We start from the raw sequence: 19496 nt of genomic DNA, 5'->3' as shown, positions 1-19496 counted from the left end.
CCGGCTTGCGCTGGAAGCGCGCTCAGCGGCAGACGACGTCGTTCTGTGCGGAGGCGCTTGCGACGTGGGGGTGCCTCATCGGAGCGGCCGGGGAGTGCCCGCGACGCCGACGGACAGTCGCCCGTCCCCGGCACCGGTCGCCCAGGCGTGATGGCCCCCCGAGCGGGCGAAGTGCAGCGCGGCACCATGGGGGTCCTTGGAATTGGGACGTCGTCCCACTCGAGCAGGTACTCGCCGAGGTCGCTGTTCGCCACCGAGCGCCGAGCTCAAGAAGCGCCCACCGCCCGACCCCAGTCCTCCAGCGGCGTCGCCGTCTCCCACAGCGCCTCGAACGTCATGCTCAGCGCCTCGGCCAGCATGTGGTGGTGCACCACGAGCGTCGTGACGCTCTCCGGAGCGGCGACGGGGTCAGGGAGGTTGAACGCCACCGTCTCGCCGTCGACGATGGTGAGCTTCAGCGGCAGCCGCTGGGCCACCCGCACCTCCTCCCCCAACTCGGCGTAGGACCTGACGAGGTCGGCCAGCTCGGGCACGTCGAACAGCGCCGTCTCGTAGAGCGCCCGCTGCCGGATGTTGGGGTTCACGACCGCCTCCTGGGTCGGCGGCGGTGCCAGGTAGGGCGGCCGGACCATGCCGAGCACCTCGCGCTCCGCCCCCGCCCACAGCTCCTCGATCCGCTGTGCCGCCCGGCGACCGTCCCGCAGCACCTCGATGTAGTCGAGCGGTGCGTTCTCCGACTGGCCCTGCTGGAACCGGAGGTCGGCGGTCTTGCTGCCGACGAGCACACCTTCACCGTGCGCCATGACGGCGGTCCGCTCGTCATCACCCTCGAGGCACAGAAGCCCGGCACGATGCTCAACCTCGTCAAGCTGGTCGAGCAACGCTGACGCCGTTCCTCGACCCGGCACGACACCAGGGCGCCGCAGCCACGCTGCGGCGCCCTGGCGCTCCCACGCCACCGGTGCCCTGGCGCTCCCTCGACCTCAGCGGCGCCCCTGGCGCTCACAGACCTCAGCGACCCACCGCCACCTCGTCCGGTGCTCGCTCGCTCACCGTCACTGCCGGTCGCTCGCTGCGCCGCTCGTGCAGCGCGAGCCCGACCACCGCGGCCAGCACCACCGCGAACCCGACCCACTGGCTGCCATCCAACGACCCACCGAGCACGGTCACCCCCACGAGCGCCGCCGTCAGCGGAAACGCCAGCTCTGCCAACGTCGCTCGCGATGCCGGTGTCGCCTGCAGCCCGCGGTAGTAGAGCAGCAGCGCGAGCAGCCCCGGCACCACGGCCAGCACGACGATCCGCCACCCAGCGCCCGTCCCGATCCCCAGCGGCACGTCCGTCACGAGCGCGATCACCAGGAGCGCCACCAGGCCGACCCCGAAGCGCAGGGCCGTCACGTGCGCGAACCCCAGCTCGGCGCTCGCCGCCCGCCCGAGAACCGTCCCCGCCGCCCACAGCGCCGCGGCACCGAGAGCCAGCCCAGCGGCATACAGGTTGGTGACCCCCACCGCGAACGGCTCGGGGAAGCTCAGCAGCCACGCACCCACGAGCGCCGGCACGGCGAACCACGCGAACGAGCGGCGCAGCCGCTCCCCCAGCAGCAGCGCGGCGAGCACGAGCGCGATGACCGGCTGCAGCTTCTGGAGCACCTGCGGCGTGATCGGGTCGCCGAGCCGGAACGCCGACGTGAAGAGGACGGTGGCGAGCGCCGACGACCCCGCACCGATGACGAGGACGCTGACCCGCGTGCGCCAGCTCGCCTGCAGCACGGCCCGCACCGAGCCGACGAGCCACGGCGACACGAGCAGCACGAGCACGACATGCTCCCAGAGGACGACGGTGACCGAGGGATACTCCTGCGCGAGCGGGTCGCGCCAGATCGCGGAGAGCCCCCAGAGACTCGCCGCGACCGCGATGAGCCAGGTGCGGTCGGTCCGTCGGGCGCGCTCGTCCGTCATGCCGCTCACCCTATGGGGGCGCCCGATGCCGTATGCCGCTGAGCCGGCTCGCGCGCGGCCGCGCGCTCGACGTTCACGTCCCTCACAAGCAGGGCAACTAGTCTCCTGACATCAGGCCGGCCCCGGCTCCTGCGTCTCGGGACTGGCCCCGTGCGTCCACTGAGGAGCATCAATGGCGACGAAGGCGACTGCAGCAGTGCTGGACCGGCTCGGCGAGATCCGCGGCTCGCTGGAGGACTTTTACCGCGACCTGCACGCGCACCCCGAGCTCTCCAACGAGGAGCACCGGACGGCCAGCACCGTCGCGGACCGGCTCGCCCAGGCGGGGTTCGAGGTGCACTCCGGCGTCGGCGGCACCGGCGTCGTCGGCATCCTGCGCAACGGTGACGGACCGGCCGTGCTGATGCGCGCCGACATGGACGCCCTCCCCGTCCGTGAGGCGACCGGGCTGCCCTACGCCAGCACGGAGACGGCAACGACCGCCGACGGCACCGACGTGCCGGTCATGCACGCGTGCGGCCACGACGTCCACGTCACCTGCCTGCTCGGCGTCGCGGACCTGCTCGCCGGGGCCAAGGACCACTGGAGCGGCACCGCCGTGGCGCTCTTCCAGCCGGCCGAGGAGGTCGCGACCGGCGCGAGCGGCATGGTCAAGGACGGGCTGACCGACATCGTCGGGCCCGTCGACGTCGCCCTGTGTCAGCACGTCCTCGCCTTCCCGTCCGGCCAGGTCGCCACCCGCACCGGTCCGGTCCTGTCGACCGCCGACAGCATGCGGATCACCATCCACGGCCGCGGCGCGCACGGCTCGATGCCCCAGGCCGCCGTCGACCCGGTCGTGCTCGCCGCGACGATCGTCGTCCGGCTGCAGACGATCGTCTCGCGCGAACTGACCCCGGGCGACCCCGCCGTCCTCACCGTCGGCAGCCTGCAGGCCGGCACGAAGAGCAACGTCATCCCCGAGTCGGCGACGATCCAGCTCAACGTCCGCACCTACAGAGAGCAGACGCGCAAGACGATCCTCAGCGCCATCGAGCGGATCGTGCGGGCCGAGTGCGAGGCGTCGGGCACCCCCAAGGACCCCGAGTTTGAGCTCTTCGACCACTTCCCGCTGACCTCCAATGACCCCGACGTCACCGCGCGCGTGGCCGCCGCCTTCACGGACCAGTTCGGCGACCGCGCCGAGGAGCTGCCGCAACAGACCGCGAGCGAGGACTTCAGTGACCTGCCGGCCGCCTTCGGGGTGCCTTACACCTACTGGGGCCTCGGCGGCACCGACCCCGAGCTTTACCGCAAGGCCGAGGAGGCCGGCCGGGTCACCCAGGACGTGCCGGTGAACCACTCCGCCTCGTTCGCGCCGGTCATCCAGCCCACGCTGGACACCGGGACGACGGCGATGGTCGTCGCGGCCCTCGCCTGGCTCGGACGCGACAACTCCGGACGTGAGAGCTGAGGTGGACACCGGAGAGACGCTGCTCCTCGCCCTCGACCTGACGGGCACCTTCGCGTTCGCGCTCAACGGCGCACTCACCGCGATGCGCGTCGCCGACGTCGACATCATCGGCGTGCTCACGCTCGGCATCATCACCGCGATGGGCGGCGGCATCGTCCGCGACATGCTCATCGACTCGCTCCCACCGGCGACGTTCAGCGACTGGCGCTACCTCGCCGTCGCCGCCGGCGGCAGCCTGATCGCCTTCTTCCTCGGCCGGCGGCTCAGCCACCTCATGGGACCGATCAACATGCTCGACGCCGTGGGCCTCAGCTTCTTCGCCGTCACCGGCGCCAGCAAGGCACTCGCCTTCGGGCTGGGACCGGCGCAGGCCGTCATCCTCGGCGCCGTCACCGCGGTCGGCGGCGGCACCCTCCGGGACGTGCTGACCAAGCGCGTGCCCAACGTCCTGCGCAGCGAGCTCTACGCCATCCCGGCCCTGATCGCCGCGACGATCGTCGTCGTTGCGACGACGTTCCACTTCTACGGTCTGCCGATCGCCCTCGTCGCCGCCGTGCTGTGCTTCGCCGTGCGGATGATCGGCGTCCGCTACGACCTCAACGCCCCGAAGCCACCCCGGCGCAATCTCGGCGGCTAGGGACGGTCAGTCGGCGAGCGCCCGGCCGCGCCACTCCGGCAGCGCCAGCGCGGCGAGCGCGGCCACGACGAACGCAGCACCGAACACCCCGAACACCAGGCCGTGACCGCCCGCACCGAGCAGCCACGGCACCGACAACGGCGCGAGGATCGACGCTATCCGCCCGAACGCCGCCGCCGAGCCGGCCCCGCTCCCCCGCAGCGCCGTCGGGTACACCTCCGGCGTCACGGCATACAGGGCTCCCCACGCTCCGAGGTTGAAGAACGACAACGCACAACCGGCCGCGATGATCGCCGCCTCCGACCCCGCCTGCCCGAACAGCACTGCCGACGCGGCCGACCCGAGCAGGAACGACGCCAACGTCGCGCGCCGGCCCCACCGCTCGATGAGGAACGCTGCAGCGGCATACCCCGGCAGCTGGGCGAGCGTGATGACCAAGGTGAACCCGAACGACTTCGTCAGCGAGAACCCGTCCGCGACGAGCAGGCTCGGGATCCAGATGAACGCCCCGTAGTACGAGAAGTTCACGCCGAACCACGTCACCCACAGCGCTGCCGAGCGGCGACGCAGCGACCGGTCCCACAGCGCGCTCCACGACGGACGCGACTGCACCTCTGCCACGGGCGAGGGAACCGGGGCCACCCCCGACGCCGCCTCGAAGCTGCGTACTGCCGCCTCGGCCTCCGCCGTCCGGCCACGCGACTCGAGGAAGCGCACCGACTCCGGCAGCCCCGCCCGCACGACCACCGCATAGAGCGCGGGCACGATGCCGAGGAAGAGCGCCCAGCGCCAGCCGTTCTCCGACGCCGGCACGACGAAGTAGCCGATCAACGCGGCGAGGATCCAGCCGACTGCCCAGAACGCCTCGAGGATGACGACGATGCGGCCACGGATCCGCGACGGGGCGTACTCGCTGACGAGGGTCGACGCGACGGGCAGCTCGGCGCCCAGGCCCAGCCCGACGACGAACCGCAGGACGATGAGCATCGCGATGCCGGTCGACAGCCCGGCCGCACCGGTCGCGATCCCATAGACGAGCAGGGTGAGCGCGAAGACGTTCCGGCGCCCCAGCCGGTCGGCGAGCAGGCCGCCGACCGACGCACCGATCGCCATGCCGACGAAGCCGATCGACCCGATCCACGACAGCTGCGTGGCGTCCAGGCCCCACTGCTTCGCGAGCGCCGCCATGACGAACGAGATCAGTCCGACGTCCATCGCGTCGAGCGCCCAGCCGACGCCCGAGCCGACGAGCAGCCGCCGGTGTCGCGCGTTGAAGGCGAGCCGGTCGAGCCGCTCGCTCCGCGTGGGTGCGGCGAGGGGCTGGACGTCCTTGTCCGTGGTGGAGGCGCTCACGATGGCTCCTTATGGTCGACCGGAGCAAATAGTACCCACGGTGCGCCTAGGTGCCACAACCCGCCACCCACGGACGGTCACGTCGCGCGGGCGCCCGCTGAGCGGCATACCCCATCGGCGGTATGCCGCTCAGCTCCCAGCCGCACGCTCCTCGCCTCCCAGCCCGGCGAGCGCCGGGATGACCCGCTCGGCCATGAGCTCCAGCGGTCGCATCGACTCGACGTCCTTGAGGGCGCCGTGGGCCACCTCGACGCCGAGGTCCGCGAGCTCGTGCAGGTGCTCGATGGTCGCCTCGACGTGCTCGCCGTTCGCGCCGAGGTCGAAGCGCAGCTGCACGGTCTTCTCGATCTCGTCGTAGTCGCGGCCAAGGCGCTCGCAGTGCTCGCGGAGCACGTCGAGCTTGTGCGGCAGCTCGGGGCTGTCGAAGATGTTGCACGCGTCGGCGTACTGCGCGACGAGCCGCAGCGTCTTGCGCTCGCCAGAGCCGCCGATGAGGATCGGCGGCCGGGGGCGCTGCAGCGGTTGTGGGGAGTTGAGGGTGCGGGCGAGGTGGTAGTGCTTGCCCTCGTAGGGCCCCTCGTTGTCGCTCCACATCTGCAAGATGATCTGCAGCGCCTCCTCGAGCCTCTCGAACCGCTCCTTCGTCGACGGGAAGAACAGGCCGAGCCCGCGCGACTCCTCCTCGTTCCACGCCGCCCCGATCCCGAGCATCGCCCGGCCGCCGGAGAGGACGTCGAGGGTCGTGACTGCCTTGGCGAGCAGGCCCGGGTCGCGGTAGACGACGGCCGTCACGACCGTGAGCAGCTTGACCCGTTCGGTCTGGCCGGCGAGGTAGCCCAGGGTCGTGTAGGCCTCGAGCATCTCGTTCTCCGGCGGGCCGATCGGGCCGATCTGCCACACGTGGTCCATGACGCTCAGCCGGTCGTAGCCGGCGGCCTCGGCGCCCCGGGCGATGTCGACGAGCCGACCGCGCAGGGCCTCCGGGCCGCCGGGCCAGGTGAAGTTGGGCAGGTGCAGTCCGAAACGCATGGGCACTCCTTCGGGTGGGGTGGGTGGGAGGTCAGAGCGTCACCGCCGCGCCCATCGACACGGTGCGGCTGCTCGGCAGGCGGAAGTAGTCGGTCGGCGACGCGGCGTTGTGGGCGAGCCCGATGAAGACGCGTTTGCGCCAACGGGACATGTACTTTGTCGGGCCGCGGTGGAGCGTGATGCGGGAGAGGAAGTAGACGGCGTCGTCGGGGTCGATGGGCACCCCTTGCCGCTGGGCGAACTCAAGGGCCCGGGGAACGTTCTGGTCGTCCTGGAAGCCGTAGTGCAGGTCGAGGTGGATGATGTGGTCGCGCGGTTCGCCGACCGGGTACCACCGGATCCGGTCCTCCGGCGCCACGTGCGGGATGACCTCGGAGACGGTCCGGACGATCGCGATCCGCTCGTGCACGACGTGGTTGATCTTGAGGTTCTCGCGCAGGGCGATCGGGGTGGTGTCCTCGCCGGGGTGCATGAAGACCGCTGTACCCGGCACCCGGGCGTACGACTCGGTGTGCAGGTCCTCGAGGAAGTCCTGGAGGGGACCTTCGAGGTTGCGCCGCTTCCGGGTCACGATCGCCGACCCCTTGCGCCAGGTGAGCATCACGGTCGCGACGAGGATCGCGATGACGACGGGAAGCCATCCGCCGTGGACGATCTTCGTCAGGTTCGCGGTGAAGAAGGTCAGCTCGAGCACCCCGAAGAGCACGCCGACGCCGATGAGCTGCCAGCGCGCCCAGCCCCACGCCGCCTCGGCGTGGATGAGGAAGAGGGTCGTCGTGAGCAGGAACGTGCCCGTCACGGCCAGGCCGTAGGCCGTCGCGAGCCGCTGGGACGACTCGAAGATGAGCACGAGCAGGACGACGCCGCCGTAGAGCACCCAGTTGATGACGGGCACGTAGATCTGGCCGCCCTCGACCGGCGAGGTGTGCCGGACGGTCAGCCGCGGCAGGTAGCCGAGCCGCTCCGCCTGCCGCGAGACGGAGAAGGCACCGCTGATGACGGCCTGCGACGCGATGACGGTGGCGGTCGTCGCGAGGACGATGAGGGGGAAGACGGCCCAGCGCGGCGCCAGGAGGTAGAACGGGTTGGCGATCGCGGCAGGGTCGCGCAGCACGAGGGCGCCCTGGCCGAGATAGTTGAGCGTCAGGCACGGGAAGACCAGCCCGAACCAGGCCCGCCGGATCGGTGAGCGGCCGAAGTGTCCCATGTCGGCATAGAGCGCCTCGGCGCCGGTGATGGCGAGCACGACGGCGCCCATCGCGACGAAGGCGATCATCGGGTGCTCGACGACGAAGCCGATCGACCAGGTCGGCAGCAGCGCGGCGAGGATCGCCGGGTCCCGCACGATCCCGCCGAGGCCGAGGACCGCGAGGACGGCGAACCACACCACCATGACCGGCCCGAAGAGCCGCCCGACCCGGTGCGTGCCGACCCGCTGCCCGAAGAAGAGCACGGTGAGGATGAGCAGGCCGAGCGGCACCTCGGCGCTGCGCAGGGCCGGTGCCGGCACCGAGAGCCCCTCGATCGCCGACAGGACCGAGATCGCCGGGGTGATGACGCTGTCCCCGTAGAAGAGCGAGGCCCCGACGACACCGAGCAGCATGACGAGCACGGCCCGTCGACCACCCTGGCGCACCCACCGTCGGGCGAGCGCGGCGAGCGCCATGACGCCGCCCTCACCGTCGTTGTCGGCACGCAGGATGAAGGCGACGTACTTGGCCGACACGACGACGGTGATGGACCAGAAGACGAGGGAGATCACCCCGTAGACGTCCGAATGGGTCGGCCGCACGATGCCGCCGTCGATCGCGAAGACGGTCTGGATCGCATAGAGCGGGCTCGTGCCGATGTCGCCGAAGACGACCCCGAGGGCGCCGAGGGCAAGGGCCGTCCATCCCGTCCGACGTGGCGCGTGCGCTGCGGTCACCCCTCCCATTATCCGCTCCGAGCGACCCTCCGCCCAGTGACTCCCCTCCCCCACCCGATCGAGAGCACGATCCCGCTCAGCCGGCGGGCGCCTCGTCGGCCCGGTGCAGCCGGATGAAGCGGCGGATGCCGCGCAGCGATCGCGCGGGCAGCTCTCAGTCCGCCGGCCGCCTGGACACCATCAGCCCGATCCGGCCCTCTTGGACCACCTCGTCGTGCTGGTTGCGCAGCTCGAACCGCCGGTCCAGGATCCCCGCATCGCCCCGGCTCGTCGCCCGCGCCCCGACGATCTCGACCCGGCACCGCACCGTGTCCCCGATCCGGATCGGCGCGGTGAAGCGCCACTCGTCGATCCCGAGCAACGCGATCGAGCTGTCCTCGAAGACGCCGAGCCGCGACGCGAGGCCCATCGCCACCGAGATGCCCAGCATCCCGTGCGCGATCCGTCCGCCGAACCGGCTGTCACGCATCGACTCGGCGTCGGTGTGCGGCGGGTTCGTGTCCCAGCTCCACCCCGCGAACAGGACGACGTCCGTCTCGGTGATGGTGCGGCCCTGGCTCGTGAAGACCTGTCCGACCTCGAAGTCCTCGAAGAACATGCCCGAAGGGTATGCCGCTCCCCCACCGGTTCGGGTAATCGGCGGACCCCACTGACGGGTAATTACCTCGACCCGGCGGTGGAGCGGGCTATCTGCCGCTTGAGCTCCTCGCGGGCGATGGACCGCCGATGCACCGCGTCCGGCCCGTCGACGATCCGCAGCACCCGCGCCCAGGCGTAGAAGTAGGCGAGCGGCGTGTCCCCGGAGACCCCGGCGGCGCCGAAGACCTCGATGGCCCGGTCGACGACCCGCGTGGCCATGGCCGGTGCGGCCACTTTGATGCCGGCGATCTCGGTGCGAGCGCCCTTGGCGCCGTGCTGGTCGATGAGCCAGGCCGTCTTGTAGACGTAGAGCCGGGCCTGGTCGATCTCGATCCGGGACTGCGCGATGAGCTCCTGCACGACGCCCATGCTCGACAGGTGCTCCCCGAACGCGACCCGCGACTTGGCGCGGTCGACCATGAGCGAGAGCGCCCGCTCGGCCATGCCGATGGCCCGCATCGCGTGGTGGATCCGGCCCGGGCCCAGGCGCGCCTGCGCGATCATGAACCCGTCGCCCTCACCGGCGATGAGGTTGCTCACGGGCACGCGCACGTCGCGGAAGACGACCTCGGCGTGGCCGTGCTGGTCGTGGTAGCCGAAGATCGACAGGTCCCGCTCGATCGTCAGCCCCGGGGTGTCGCGCGGCACGAGGACCATCGACTGCTGGCGGTGCGTGTCGGCGCTCGGGTCGGTCTTACCCATGACGATGAAGACCTGGCAGCGCTCGTCCATCGCGCCGCTGCTCCACCACTTGCGGCCGTTGATGACGTACTCGTCGCCCTCGCGGCGGATCACCGTCTGGATGTTCGTCGCATCCGAGGAGGCCACGTCCGGCTCCGTCATCGAGAACGCGGACCGGATCTCCCCGGCCAGCAGCGGCTCGAGCCACCGCTCCTTCTGCTCCGGGGTGCCGAACATGTGCAGCACCTCCATGTTGCCCGTGTCCGGCGCCTGGCAGTTGATCGCCTCAGGTGCGATCACGGGCGACCAGCCCGAGATCTCCGCGATCGCGGCGTACTCGAGGTTCGTCAGGCCGGACTCGGCCGGCAGGAACAGGTTCCACAGGCCGCGCCGGCTGGCCGACTCCTTGAGCTGCTCGACGACCGGGGGCAGCCCGTACTGGCCGTGCTCGGCGAGGTGGGCGGCATACACCGGCTCGGCCGGGAACACCTCCTCGTGCATGAAGTCCCACATCGCGGCGCACAGCTCCTGCGTGCTTGGCGAGAGCTCGAAGTCCATCAGTCCTCCTTGATCGAGCGCAGGCCCTGCGCGACGAGTGGTGCGACGGCGTCACCGATGGCCTCGAAGCCGGCGCCGACCGTCTGGCCCTGGGTGTAGCGGTAGTGGATCCCCTCGAGGATCACGGCGAGCTTGAAGTAGGCGAGCCCGAGGTGGAAGGCGAGGTCGGACAGGTCCCGTCCGCTCGCCTTGCCGTAGCGGGCGAGGACCTCGTCCGGGGTGAGGAAGCCGGGCGCGAGCGAGGCGTCCGACACGGCCCGGCTGTCGACCATGGTCGGCATGGTGAGGTAGGCGTGCAGCAGCGCGACGTCCGTGAGCGGGTCGCCGAGCGTGGCCATCTCCCAGTCGAGGACGGCTCGCACCGCGTCGGCGTCGTCGACGAGCAGGTTGTCGAGGCGGAAGTCGCCGTGGACGATGCCCGGCGCGCCCTCCCTCGGCTGGGCACCGGCGAGCGCAGCGTGCAGCTCGTCGATCCCCGGGACCTCGCGGCTGCGGGATGCATCGAGCTGCTGCTTCCACCGGCGCACCTGCCGGCCGAGGAAGCCCTCGGGGCGGCCGAAGTCGCCGAGGCCGACCTCGTCCGGCACCACGGCGTGGAGCGCGACGAGGGTGTCGACCATCCGCGCGCTGATGCCTCGGACCCGTTCTGCCCCAAGGCTTCCCAGCTCAGCTGCGAGCCGGTATGGCGTCCCGGGCACGTGCTCCATGACGTAGAACGGAGCGCCGATGACCTCGGGATCGGGGCAGGCGGCATACATGGCCGGCACCGGGACAGGGGTGTCCCGCAGGGCCGACATCACCCGGTGCTCCCGCCCCATGTCGTGGGCCGTGGCGAGGACGTGTCCGAGGGGCGGGCGGCGGACGATGACCGACCGCCGCCCGTCCGTCACGGCATACGTGAGGTTGGACTTCCCACCCGTGATGAGCTCGGCCTCGAGCGGCCCGGCAAGCAGGCCCGGCGCCGCGTGCCCGAGGAAGCGCGCGAGGGGCTCGAGCGGCAGCCCGGGCGGGTCGGCTGCCGTCATGCCACGTAGACCCAGACGACGTCAGCGACGCAGGCCGGCTTGGCCGCGCCCTCCATCTCGACGGTGACGCGGACGACGGCCTGGCTGCCGGTCGGCGCCGGCGTGAACTCGACGAGCTCGGCCGACGCCCGGATCCGGCTGCCGACGGGGACCGGGGCGGGGAACCGCACCTTGTTCGCGCCGTAGTTGAGCCCCATCCGGATGCCCTCGACCGTGTAGATCTCGGCGACGAGGCCGGGCAGGAGCGACAGGGTGAGGTAGCCGTGGGCGATCGTGCCGCCGAAGGGTCCGTCTTTGGCTCGCTCGGGGTCGACGTGGATCCACTGGTGGTCCCCCGTCGCGTCGGCGAAGAGGTTGACCTGCTCCTGCGTGACGGTGTGCCAGTCGCTTTGACCGAGCTGCTCGCCCACGGCGGCGGCGAACTTCTCGAGGCTGGGGAAGGTGCGCATCGGTGGCCGGCCCCTCAGTCCTTCGGTCCGCCGGCGACGTAGATGACCTGCCCCGAGACGAAGCCGGCCTCCTCGCTCGTCAGGAACGCGGCGACGGCGGCGATGTCCTCGGGCTGGCCGACCCGCTGCACCGGGATCTCCTTGGCGCTGTAAGCGATGAAGTCCTCGAACGGCACGCCGAGCCGCTCGGCGGTCGCCTTCGTCATCTCGGTCTGGATGAAGCCGGGCGCGATCGCGTTGGCGGTGACGCCGAACTTGCCGAGCTCGATGGCGAGCGTCTTCGTGAAGCCCTGCAGGCCGGCCTTGGCGGCCGAGTAGTTGACCTGGCCGCGGTTGCCCAGGGCCGAGGTCGACGAGAGGTTGACGACCCGGCCGAACTTCGCCTCGGTCATGTACTTCTGGGCGGCCCGGGTCATCAGGAACGAGCCGCGCAGGTGGACCCCCATGACCGCGTCCCAGTCCTCGACGGACATCTTGAACAGCAGGTTGTCCCGGGTGATGCCCGCGTTGTTGACCAGGATCGTCGGCGCCCCAAGCTCGTCCGCGACGCGCTCGACGGCGGCCTGAACACTCGCCTCGTCAGCCACGTCGACGCCGACGGCCACGGCCTTGCCACCCGCACTCGTGATGGCCTCCACCGTTGCGGCACAAGCGGACTCGTCGAGGTCGAGGACGGCGACGGCGTGGCCCTCCTCGGCCAGGCGCTTCGCGACGGCGGCGCCGATGCCGCGAGCCGCTCCCGTGACGATGGCGGTGCGGGGGGTCTGTGCGTTCACTGGTTCTCCTCGGGTGGTGCCGGTTCGGTCATCGACTCGAGCTTCTGCTCGAGCTTGTTCATGCCGCGCAGCCACGCGTCGGTGTCGGTGGCCCTGCGGATGTAGTAGTCGCGCACCTCGGGGTGCGGCAGGATCAGCGGCTCGCCCGAGCCCAGCCCGCGCCATACGGCGTCGGCCACCTGCTCCGGCGTGAGTGCACTGTCGCGGCTCAGCACGTCGGCGAGCGGACCGGAGTCGTCGAGCAGGCGGGTCTGCACGCCCTGTGGGCACACGGCCTGGGCCACGACGCCACGATGACGGTAGGTGGCGTTGATCCACTCGACGAGGGCCACCGCAGCGTGCTTCGTGACGGAGTACGGCGCGTCCCGCAGCATCGTCAGCAGGCCGGCCGCCGACGCGGTCACGACGAACCGCCCCGTCCCGCGCTCGGCCCAGCTCGGCACGAGCCGGCGGGCGGCGCGCACGTGGGCCATCAGATTGACGTCGAGGATGCGCGCCCAGTCGGAGTCCGGGGTGTCGAGGCCGCCCATGAGCGCGAAGCCGGCGTTGCCGAAGAAGGCGTCCACCTCACCGAGCCGTGCCTCTGCGGCATCGATCAGCGCGCCGACCCCCGCATCGGTCGCGACGTCGGCCACGACCGCGTGGGCGCCGAGTTCCACTGCGGTGCGGTGGAGTTCGTCGGCGTCCAAGTCCGAGATGACGACCTCCCACCCCTCCGCGACCAGCCGGGCCGCGATCGCCCTGCCGATGCCACGTGCAGCACCGGTGACCACTGCTCGGGTGGCGACGGTCTCCGGCACGGCGGTTCCTTCGGCGTGGGCGATTGCTCTGGACATGAGCGCTTGCTTACCATGACGAGTCAGCGCGTGGTTCGTCAAGTCCCTGTGGGGCACGCCACCGCGACACGGCACCACGAGAGGAGGTCGGGTGGAGCGACAGGGTGCGAGCGAGCCGACCCCCGCCCAGCAGCGGATACTCGACGCGGCCGCGGTGTGCTTCGGCGAGCGCGGCTTCCACGGGACGACGACTCGTGACATCGCGAAGCAGGCCCAGCTGTCACCGGCCGTGCTCTACGTCCACTACCCGACGAAGGAGGACGTCCTCTTCGAGATCTCGCGCGCCGGTCACGTCGCGGCGCTCGAGATCCTCCGGACCGCCGCCGCCCGGGGCGGCACGCCGACGGAGCAGCTCGGCGAGCTGGCCCACGACTTCGCCCTCTGGCACGCCCGGAGCCACGCGGTCGCCCGGGTCGTCAACTACGAGCTCGGGTCGCTCACGCCGCAGCACCACGAGGAGATCGCGACCCTGCGACGCCAGATGGAGCAGGTCACCCGTGAGGTCCTCGAGGCCGGCCTCGTCACGGGCGAGTTCGCGCTCGCCAACCCGTCCCTGACGGCCCTCGCGGTGCTGAGCCTCAGCGTCGACCTCGGTCGGTGGTTCCGCACGACCGGGACCTGGCAGCCGGAGGACGTCGCGAAGCACTACCGCGAGCTCGCCATCCGGATGGTCGCCGCGCGCTGAGCGCGGCGAAGTTCAGCGGTGGCGCAGCCTCCTGCGACAGGATCGCGAGCATGATCGGGTTCGCCGCCGCCATCGCCGGCACCCTTCTCTACGGGGTGGCGTCCGTCGCCCAGTCGTATGCCGCTCAGCGAGCGAGCGGGGCCGCTGTCCTTCGCCACCCGGTGTACCTCGTCGGGCTGGGTTGCGACCTGCTCGCCTGGCTCGCCTCGCTCGTGGCCCTGTGGTCGCTGCCGCTCTTCGCCGTCCAGTCGCTGCTGGCCGGCTCGCTCGCGGTGACCGTCGTGCTCGCCGCTCTGGTCCTGCACGTCCCGGTCGGTCCCGCCGGCCGCGTGGCGACGGCCGTGGTCATCGTGGGGCTCGTGCTCGTCTCCTGGTCGGCCGGGGCGGAGTCGACCCGGGCTGCACCGGGCTGGTTCGTCGGCCTGCTCGTCGCGCTGCTCGCGGCGGTCGTCGCCGGCGGCGTCGCCCTCTATGGCCGGGGCGGCTCGATCGCGTTGGCCGCCGTGGCGGCGCTCGGCTTCTCCGGCGCCGCGATGGCGGCTCGGGCGCTGGCGTCCTCGTCGCTGAGCCTGGCCGGCCTGCTCGCCGACCCGGTGGCGTGGATGATCGTGGCGTTCGGGGTCGTCGGCGCGGTCCTCTACGCCCGGTCGCTGGAGCGGGGTGCGGTCGGCCCGGCCACGGCGACCCTCTGGGTCATCGAGGTCCTCGTGCCCGGCGGCCTCGGCGTCCTCGTGCTCGGCGACACCGTGCGCCCCGGGACCCTCGTTCTGGCCGCCGCCGGAGTCGCCCTCGCCATCGCCGGAACCGTCGCGCTCGCCCGGGGCGGAGCGGGCGAACCCGCGCCCGGGATCGGGGGCGAATCAGGGTCGAGTCAGGGCTGATCCGCATGGCGCCGCGGCGCCCCGGGAGACAGGCTTGAGACATGACGAACCAGACCTCTCCCGCGGCTCAGCGTCTCGATGGGTTCTACCGGGCGCTGCACCGGTCCGGCATCACCCGCCCCACCCGGGACCGCCACATCGCTGGCGTTGCGGCCGGCCTCGCCAACCGGATCGGGGTCTCCCCCACGGTGGTGCGCCTCGCGTTCGTCGCAGGCGTGATCTTCTTCGGCGTCGGCGTCGCGGCCTACCTCGCGCTGTGGCTGCTCCTGCCCGCCGAGGACGGGAGGCTCCACATCGAACGAGCCCTCAAGGACGGGGACGTGTCCTCGATCGTCCTGCTCGTCGTCACGGCGCTGGCCGTGGTCGGTCCCGGAGCACCCTTCTGGGGCGCGTTCCACGGCTTCCACTTCTTCGGCCTGGTCGCCTTCGTCGCCATCGCCGTCTGGTTCCTCAAGCAGCACCGGTCCGGCGGCCACCACCGCTCCGGAGGCCAGCAGCAGACGGGGGCCACCGGGCACACGCCGGCCCCGTCCGAGCAGAGCAGCGACCCGTGGCGGGTCGAGCCGACCAGCCCGGTCCCGGACGACGCTCCCCGCGACTGACCGTCGACAGCACAATCCCTCCCGTCGACAGCACAATGCCGACGATCGAGAGTGCAGTTCTCGACCTGCGCGGGCCCGTGCTGTCGGTGCGGCTTGCCACAATCGGCAGATGCTGCTCTCGGAGATCGTCGAGACGTCCCGTGCCGTGACCGCCACCTCGTCCCGGACCGCCAAGGTCGAACACCTCGCGGCCACCCTGAGGCGGGCCGCGGCCGAGGACCCGAAGCGCATCGACGTCGTGGCGAGCTACCTCTCGGGCACCCTCCCGCAACGGCGCACGGGCGTCTCGTGGCGCAGCCTCGGAGAGCTGCCACCGCCAGCCGAGGAGGCCACCCTGACGGTCGCGGACGTCGATGCGTCCGCGGAGGAGCTCGCCGGCACGTCCGGCTCCGGGTCGGGCGCCACTCGCCGGCGGATCGTCGCGGAGCTGTTCTCGCGGGCCACCGCGGTCGAGCAGGCATGGCTGCGGGCCGCTTTCGTCGGTGAGGCTCGGCAGGGGGCGGCTGACGGCGTGATGCTCCAGGCGATCGCCAAGGCCGGGGACGTTCCCGACTCCGCAGTCCGCAGAGCCGTCATGCTCGCGGGCCGCACCGGCCCGGTCGCGGAGGCCGCCCTGACCGGTGGCGCCGACGCCCTCGGGACCATCGAGCTCGAGGTCGGTCGACCGTTGCGGCCTATGCTCGCCGCCTCGGCGCCGGACGTCCCTGCGGCCCTCGCCACGATGCCCGGCGAGGTGGCCCTCGAGACCAAGCTCGACGGCATACGGCTCCAGGCCCACGTCGACGAAGGTGCCGTCAGCCTTTTCACGCGCACCCTCGAGGACGTGACCGACCGCCTCCCCGAGGTCGTCGATGTCCTCCGCCGGCTCCCGGTCCGCCAAGCCGTGCTCGACGGCGAGGTCATCGCGCTCGACGAGACGGGCCGGCCCCTGCCGTTCCAGGTCACCGGCGCGAGGACCGCCTCCAGCGCGGACCCGGAGCGGCTCCGCGCGGAGGTGCCGCTCACGCCATACTTCTTCGACCTGCTCCACCTCGACGGTGAGGACCTCGTCGACCATCCCCTGAGCGAGAGGTGGGAGCGCCTGGCGGAGGTCACCTCCGAGGGCCACGTCGCTCCTCGTCTCACCACCGCGGACGTCGAGCAGGCGCAGCGGTTCTTCGACGACGTCGTGGCCCGCGGGCACGAGGGCGTCGTCGTGAAGGATCCCCAGCTGCCCTACGCGGCGGGTCGCCGGGGTCCGGGCTGGATCAAGGTGAAGCCCCGGCACACCCTCGACCTCGTCGTCCTCGCCGTCGAGTGGGGCAGCGGGCGGCGCAAGGGGTGGCTCTCCAACATCCACCTCGGCGCCCGCGACGCCGAGACGGGCGGCCTCGTCATGCTCGGCAAGACGTTCAAGGGCATGACGGACGAGATGCTGCGCTGGCAGACCGAGCGCTTCCGTGAGCTCGCCGTCGGGGACCCCGAGGCCGGTTGGGTCGTCGAGCTGGAGCCGGAGCAGGTGGTCGAGATCGCCTTCGACGGCGTCCAGCGGTCCACTCGCTACCCGGGCGGCATGGCGCTGCGGTTCGCCCGGGTCATCCGGTATCGCGACGACAAGCCGGTGTCCGAGATCGACACGGTCCAGACGGTGCGCGCCCTCGCCGGCTGGTGACCCCTCTTGGTTCGAGGTAAACGCCGGACCCCACTGACCGGTAAATACCTCGAACCACCCGCACCACCCTTGGTTCGAGGTAAACGCCGGACCCCACTGACCGGTAAATACCTCGAACCACCCGCACCACCCTTGGTTCGAGGTAAACGCCGGACCCCACTGACCGGTAAATACCTCGAACCACCCGCACCACCCTTGGTTCGAGGTAAACGCCGGACCCCACTGACCGGTAAATACCTCGAACCACCCGCACCACCCTTGGTTCGAGGTAAACGCCGGACCCCACTGACCGGTAAATACCTCGAACCACCCGCACCACCCTTGGTTCGAGGTAAACGCCGGACCCCACTGACCGGTAAATACCTCGAACCACCCGCACCACCCTTGGTTCGAGGTAAACGCCGGACCCCACTGACCGGTAAATACCTCGAACCACCCGCACCACCCTTGGTTCGAGGTAAACGCCGGACCCCACTGACCGGTAAATACCTCGAACCACCCGCACCACCCTTGGTTCGAGGTAAACGCCGGACCCCACTGACCGGTAAATACCTCGACCGAGGCCAGACCAGGCCCGCCGGGCCGACCCAGCCAGACCCACCCCGGCCACGACCCGCCCGTCGCCCGCGCACGAACCGCGGGCGACCGACGCAGGTCAGCGCAGCGGGCTGAACGGGCGCAACGCCTCCGGCACCGTGCCCGTCACCATCTGCTCGGCCAGCAGGCGGCCGGTGGCCGGGCCCAGGGTGATGCCCCACATGCCGTGCCCACCCGCTACGAAGACCCGGGGCGACCGCGTCATACCGATGAGGGGAAGGCCGTCGGTCGTGCACGGACGCGAGCCGACCCATTCGTCCTGGCGCTCGTCGAGGTCGGCACCGGCGAGCAGCGGCCGGGCGGCCTCGACGATGGCGCTGATGCGGCGCTCGTCGAGCGGCGCCTCCGGCTTGCGGAACTCCATCATCCCGGCGACTCGCAGCCGGTCACCGAGCGGCGTGCACGCCACCCGAGCGGCGGGGAAGTAGACCGGCCCGTTCGGCACGTGCTCGATCGCGACGCTGAACGAGTAGCCGCGTCCGGCCTGCACGACGCGCTTGACGCCGAACTCACGGGCCAGCCGGCCGAGCCAGGCGCCGGTGGCGGCGACGGCGGCGTCGAACTGCTCGACGCTGCCCTCGGCCGTCGCGACCGACACGCCCCGGCCGGTGTCGCGGATGTCGGTGACGGTCGCGCCGGCGAGGATCTTGCCGCCCCGCTCGGCGACCGAGTCGGCGAGCGCGTGGACGTACCCGCCGGGGTCCACGTAGCGCTGCCCGTGCAGGACGATGGCGGCCCCGATCGCGTCGGAGAGGGCTGGCTCGATGGCCCGCGCCTCGTCGCCCGTCAGGGCACTGAACTCGATCGGCTGTCCGGCGGCGCGGATGTGCTCGATCTCCTCGAGCAGCGTCTCGCGCTCCTCGGCGGTGCGGTAGGCGGCGGTGAACGACTTCGCCTCGTGCGTGCGGGCCGCGACCCCACCCTCCTCGAGCAGGTCGAAGCTCTCGAGCGCCATGCTGTTGATCGGCACGAGGCGGCCCATCGCCTGCTTCCACGCCTTCGCCGTGCTCTTGCGGGTGAAGCCGGCGACGAACTTGAGGAAGCCCGGGTCGGCGCTCGGCGGCACATAGACCGGCGAGCTCGGGCTGAGCACCGCGCGCAGGCCGTACTTGAGGACGGCCGGCTCCGGCAGCGGCGTCGCGATGCCCGGCGTGAGCCAGCCGGCGTTGCCCCAGGACGACCCCGCCGCAACGCCCTCACGGTCGATGACGGTCACCTCGACACCGCGCTCCTGGAGGAACCAGGCGGTGGCAAGCCCCACCATGCCGGCGCCGACGACGGCGACACGCTCGGGAACGGGAAGACCAGACGGGGTGATGGCCATGGCAACGCTGCTCTCTGACGGTAGGAGGAGGACCTTCATCGTCTCCCGTACCCGGCCCAGACCTGCCGTTCCGCGAGGCCAAAGAGACAGCCTGCAATAGTGCCGGTAGCACAACATCGACGGCACAATGTCCGTATGCCGCTCAGCTCCTCCCAGCCTCCGCGCGGTCTGCCTCTGGCGGACCTCGTCGGGACGCTCGGCGCCGGCCTGGTGCGCATCGTCGTCCCCGCGCCCGCCGCCCTCGTCGACGACGTGACGATCGCCGAGCCCGGCCAGGCGCTCTTCGGTCAGCCGGGCGACCTCGTCCTCGGCATCGGGACCGGGGTCGACGACGAGGACGAGGCCGTCGAGCTCGTCACCCGGGCCGCGGCCGCAGGAGCCGCCGCGGTCGTCCTGCGCCGGCCCGTCGCGCGGCTCCGCGAGGTCCGCAGCGC

At 71.4% G+C, this 19496-nt stretch carries 18 protein-coding genes and 1 pseudogene; 7 read left to right on the top strand and 12 right to left on the bottom strand.

All coding sequences use genetic code 11. The features are described 5' to 3' along the window. Positions 1–266: 266 nt before the first annotated feature. Positions 267–803, bottom strand: a complete 537-nt coding sequence (locus N864_RS09835; protein WP_034715977.1) for a DUF7436 family protein — start codon at positions 801–803, stop codon at positions 267–269. 208 nt (positions 804–1011) lie between these two features. Then, positions 1012–1959 (bottom strand): DMT family transporter, encoded by a 948-nt coding sequence (locus N864_RS09830; RefSeq protein ID WP_034715975.1) that lies wholly within the window; start codon positions 1957–1959, stop codon positions 1012–1014. Positions 1960–2131: 172 nt separating this feature from the next. On the opposite strand from N864_RS09830, the gene N864_RS09825 reads away from it, so the two are divergent. Both N864_RS09825 and N864_RS09820 read left to right on the top strand, forming a co-directional pair. Further along, positions 2132–3412, top strand: coding sequence for an amidohydrolase (locus tag N864_RS09825; protein ID WP_034715973.1), 1281 nt, complete (start codon positions 2132–2134; stop codon positions 3410–3412). Next, the gene (locus tag N864_RS09820; protein ID WP_240474280.1) at positions 3402–4049 is read left to right on the top strand and encodes a trimeric intracellular cation channel family protein; all 648 of its coding nucleotides are present in this window, start codon (positions 3402–3404) and stop codon (positions 4047–4049) included. Before N864_RS09825 ends, N864_RS09820 begins: the two co-directional genes overlap by 11 nt. Positions 4050–4055: 6 nt before the next feature. Here the strand turns inward: N864_RS09820 and N864_RS09815 are convergent, their stop codons facing one another. From N864_RS09815 to N864_RS09775, 9 genes are all read right to left on the bottom strand, one after another. Next, positions 4056–5402, bottom strand: a complete 1347-nt coding sequence (locus tag N864_RS09815; RefSeq protein WP_155892892.1) for an MFS transporter — start codon at positions 5400–5402, stop codon at positions 4056–4058. A 129-nt stretch (positions 5403–5531) separates the two neighbouring features. Next, complete coding sequence (locus N864_RS09810) at positions 5532–6431, bottom strand: LLM class F420-dependent oxidoreductase (RefSeq protein ID WP_034715967.1); 900 nt, start codon at positions 6429–6431, stop codon at positions 5532–5534. A 31-nt stretch (positions 6432–6462) separates the two neighbouring features. Then, the gene (locus N864_RS09805) at positions 6463–8358 is read right to left on the bottom strand and encodes a potassium transporter Kup (RefSeq protein WP_240474279.1); all 1896 of its coding nucleotides are present in this window, start codon (positions 8356–8358) and stop codon (positions 6463–6465) included. Between the two features lie 154 nt (positions 8359–8512). Next, a complete protein-coding gene (locus N864_RS09800) occupies positions 8513–8956 on the bottom strand; it encodes a MaoC family dehydratase (protein ID WP_034715963.1) in 444 nt (147 codons plus the stop codon). Between the two features lie 62 nt (positions 8957–9018). After that, positions 9019–10236, bottom strand: a complete 1218-nt coding sequence (locus tag N864_RS09795; protein ID WP_034715961.1) for an acyl-CoA dehydrogenase family protein — start codon at positions 10234–10236, stop codon at positions 9019–9021. Further along, positions 10236–11261, bottom strand: a complete 1026-nt coding sequence (locus N864_RS09790) for a phosphotransferase family protein (RefSeq protein ID WP_034715959.1) — start codon at positions 11259–11261, stop codon at positions 10236–10238. The genes N864_RS09795 and N864_RS09790 overlap by 1 nt, the downstream gene beginning before the upstream one ends. Continuing rightward, the gene (locus N864_RS09785) at positions 11258–11710 is read right to left on the bottom strand and encodes a MaoC family dehydratase (protein WP_034715957.1); all 453 of its coding nucleotides are present in this window, start codon (positions 11708–11710) and stop codon (positions 11258–11260) included. Before N864_RS09785 ends, N864_RS09790 begins: the two co-directional genes overlap by 4 nt. A gap of 14 nt (positions 11711–11724) precedes the next feature. Beyond that, positions 11725–12486 (bottom strand): 3-oxoacyl-ACP reductase FabG, encoded by a 762-nt coding sequence (fabG, locus tag N864_RS09780; protein WP_034715955.1) that lies wholly within the window; start codon positions 12484–12486, stop codon positions 11725–11727. After that, entirely contained in the window at positions 12483–13322 is an 840-nt protein-coding gene (locus N864_RS09775) for an SDR family oxidoreductase (protein WP_081793647.1), read from the bottom strand. The genes fabG and N864_RS09775 overlap by 4 nt, the downstream gene beginning before the upstream one ends. A gap of 91 nt (positions 13323–13413) precedes the next feature. On the opposite strand from N864_RS09775, the gene N864_RS09770 reads away from it, so the two are divergent. The 4 genes from N864_RS09770 to N864_RS09755 all read left to right on the top strand — a co-directional run bounded on the left by N864_RS09770 (position 13414) and on the right by N864_RS09755 (position 17141). Next, positions 13414–14007: a TetR/AcrR family transcriptional regulator gene (locus tag N864_RS09770; RefSeq protein ID WP_034715951.1), complete on the top strand. Its 594-nt coding sequence runs from the start codon at positions 13414–13416 to the stop codon at positions 14005–14007. A 50-nt stretch (positions 14008–14057) separates the two neighbouring features. Further along, positions 14058–14888 (top strand): hypothetical protein, encoded by an 831-nt coding sequence (locus tag N864_RS09765; protein ID WP_051518417.1) that lies wholly within the window; start codon positions 14058–14060, stop codon positions 14886–14888. Between the two features lie 41 nt (positions 14889–14929). Beyond that, positions 14930–15490, top strand: a complete 561-nt coding sequence (locus N864_RS09760) for a PspC domain-containing protein (protein WP_051518416.1) — start codon at positions 14930–14932, stop codon at positions 15488–15490. 109 nt (positions 15491–15599) lie between these two features. Next, positions 15600–17141, top strand: a complete 1542-nt coding sequence (locus N864_RS09755; protein WP_034715949.1) for an ATP-dependent DNA ligase — start codon at positions 15600–15602, stop codon at positions 17139–17141. Positions 17142–17796: 655 nt separating this feature from the next. Here N864_RS09755 and N864_RS09750 read toward each other — a convergent pair. Further along, positions 17797–19062 (bottom strand): NAD(P)/FAD-dependent oxidoreductase, encoded by a 1266-nt coding sequence (locus N864_RS09750; protein WP_034715947.1) that lies wholly within the window; start codon positions 19060–19062, stop codon positions 17797–17799. Positions 19063–19197: 135 nt separating this feature from the next. On the opposite strand from N864_RS09750, the pseudogene N864_RS09745 reads away from it, so the two are divergent. After that, positions 19198–19496: pseudogene (locus N864_RS09745) on the top strand (PucR family transcriptional regulator); the annotation flags it as partial.

The organism is Intrasporangium chromatireducens Q5-1 (genome assembly GCF_000576575.1).
GTDB classification, from domain to species: domain Bacteria; phylum Actinomycetota; class Actinomycetes; order Actinomycetales; family Dermatophilaceae; genus Intrasporangium_A; species Intrasporangium_A chromatireducens.
Note: the sequence above shows the minus strand (reverse complement) of the source record. Positions and strands in the feature narration are given on the sequence as shown.

What these genes read in the sequence shown, in the direction of transcription:
- N864_RS09835 (WP_034715977.1), bottom strand. Translation starts at nt 803, where the DNA reads ATGGCGCACGGTGAAGGTGTGCTCGTCGGCAGCAAGACCGCCGACCTC.
- N864_RS09830 (WP_034715975.1), bottom strand. Translation starts at nt 1,959, where the DNA reads ATGACGGACGAGCGCGCCCGACGGACCGACCGCACCTGGCTCATCGCG.
- N864_RS09825 (WP_034715973.1), top strand. Translation starts at nt 2,132, where the DNA reads ATGGCGACGAAGGCGACTGCAGCAGTGCTGGACCGGCTCGGCGAGATC.
- N864_RS09810 (WP_034715967.1), bottom strand. Translation starts at nt 6,431, where the DNA reads ATGCGTTTCGGACTGCACCTGCCCAACTTCACCTGGCCCGGCGGCCCG.
- N864_RS09800 (WP_034715963.1), bottom strand. Translation starts at nt 8,956, where the DNA reads ATGTTCTTCGAGGACTTCGAGGTCGGACAGGTCTTCACGAGCCAGGGC.
- N864_RS09795 (WP_034715961.1), bottom strand. Translation starts at nt 10,236, where the DNA reads ATGGACTTCGAGCTCTCGCCAAGCACGCAGGAGCTGTGCGCCGCGATG.
- N864_RS09790 (WP_034715959.1), bottom strand. Translation starts at nt 11,261, where the DNA reads ATGACGGCAGCCGACCCGCCCGGGCTGCCGCTCGAGCCCCTCGCGCGC.
- N864_RS09785 (WP_034715957.1), bottom strand. Translation starts at nt 11,710, where the DNA reads ATGCGCACCTTCCCCAGCCTCGAGAAGTTCGCCGCCGCCGTGGGCGAG.
- N864_RS09775 (WP_081793647.1), bottom strand. Translation starts at nt 13,322, where the DNA reads ATGTCCAGAGCAATCGCCCACGCCGAAGGAACCGCCGTGCCGGAGACC.
- N864_RS09765 (WP_051518417.1), top strand. Translation starts at nt 14,058, where the DNA reads ATGATCGGGTTCGCCGCCGCCATCGCCGGCACCCTTCTCTACGGGGTG.
- N864_RS09760 (WP_051518416.1), top strand. Translation starts at nt 14,930, where the DNA reads ATGACGAACCAGACCTCTCCCGCGGCTCAGCGTCTCGATGGGTTCTAC.
- N864_RS09755 (WP_034715949.1), top strand. Translation starts at nt 15,600, where the DNA reads ATGCTGCTCTCGGAGATCGTCGAGACGTCCCGTGCCGTGACCGCCACC.
- N864_RS09750 (WP_034715947.1), bottom strand. Translation starts at nt 19,062, where the DNA reads ATGGCCATCACCCCGTCTGGTCTTCCCGTTCCCGAGCGTGTCGCCGTC.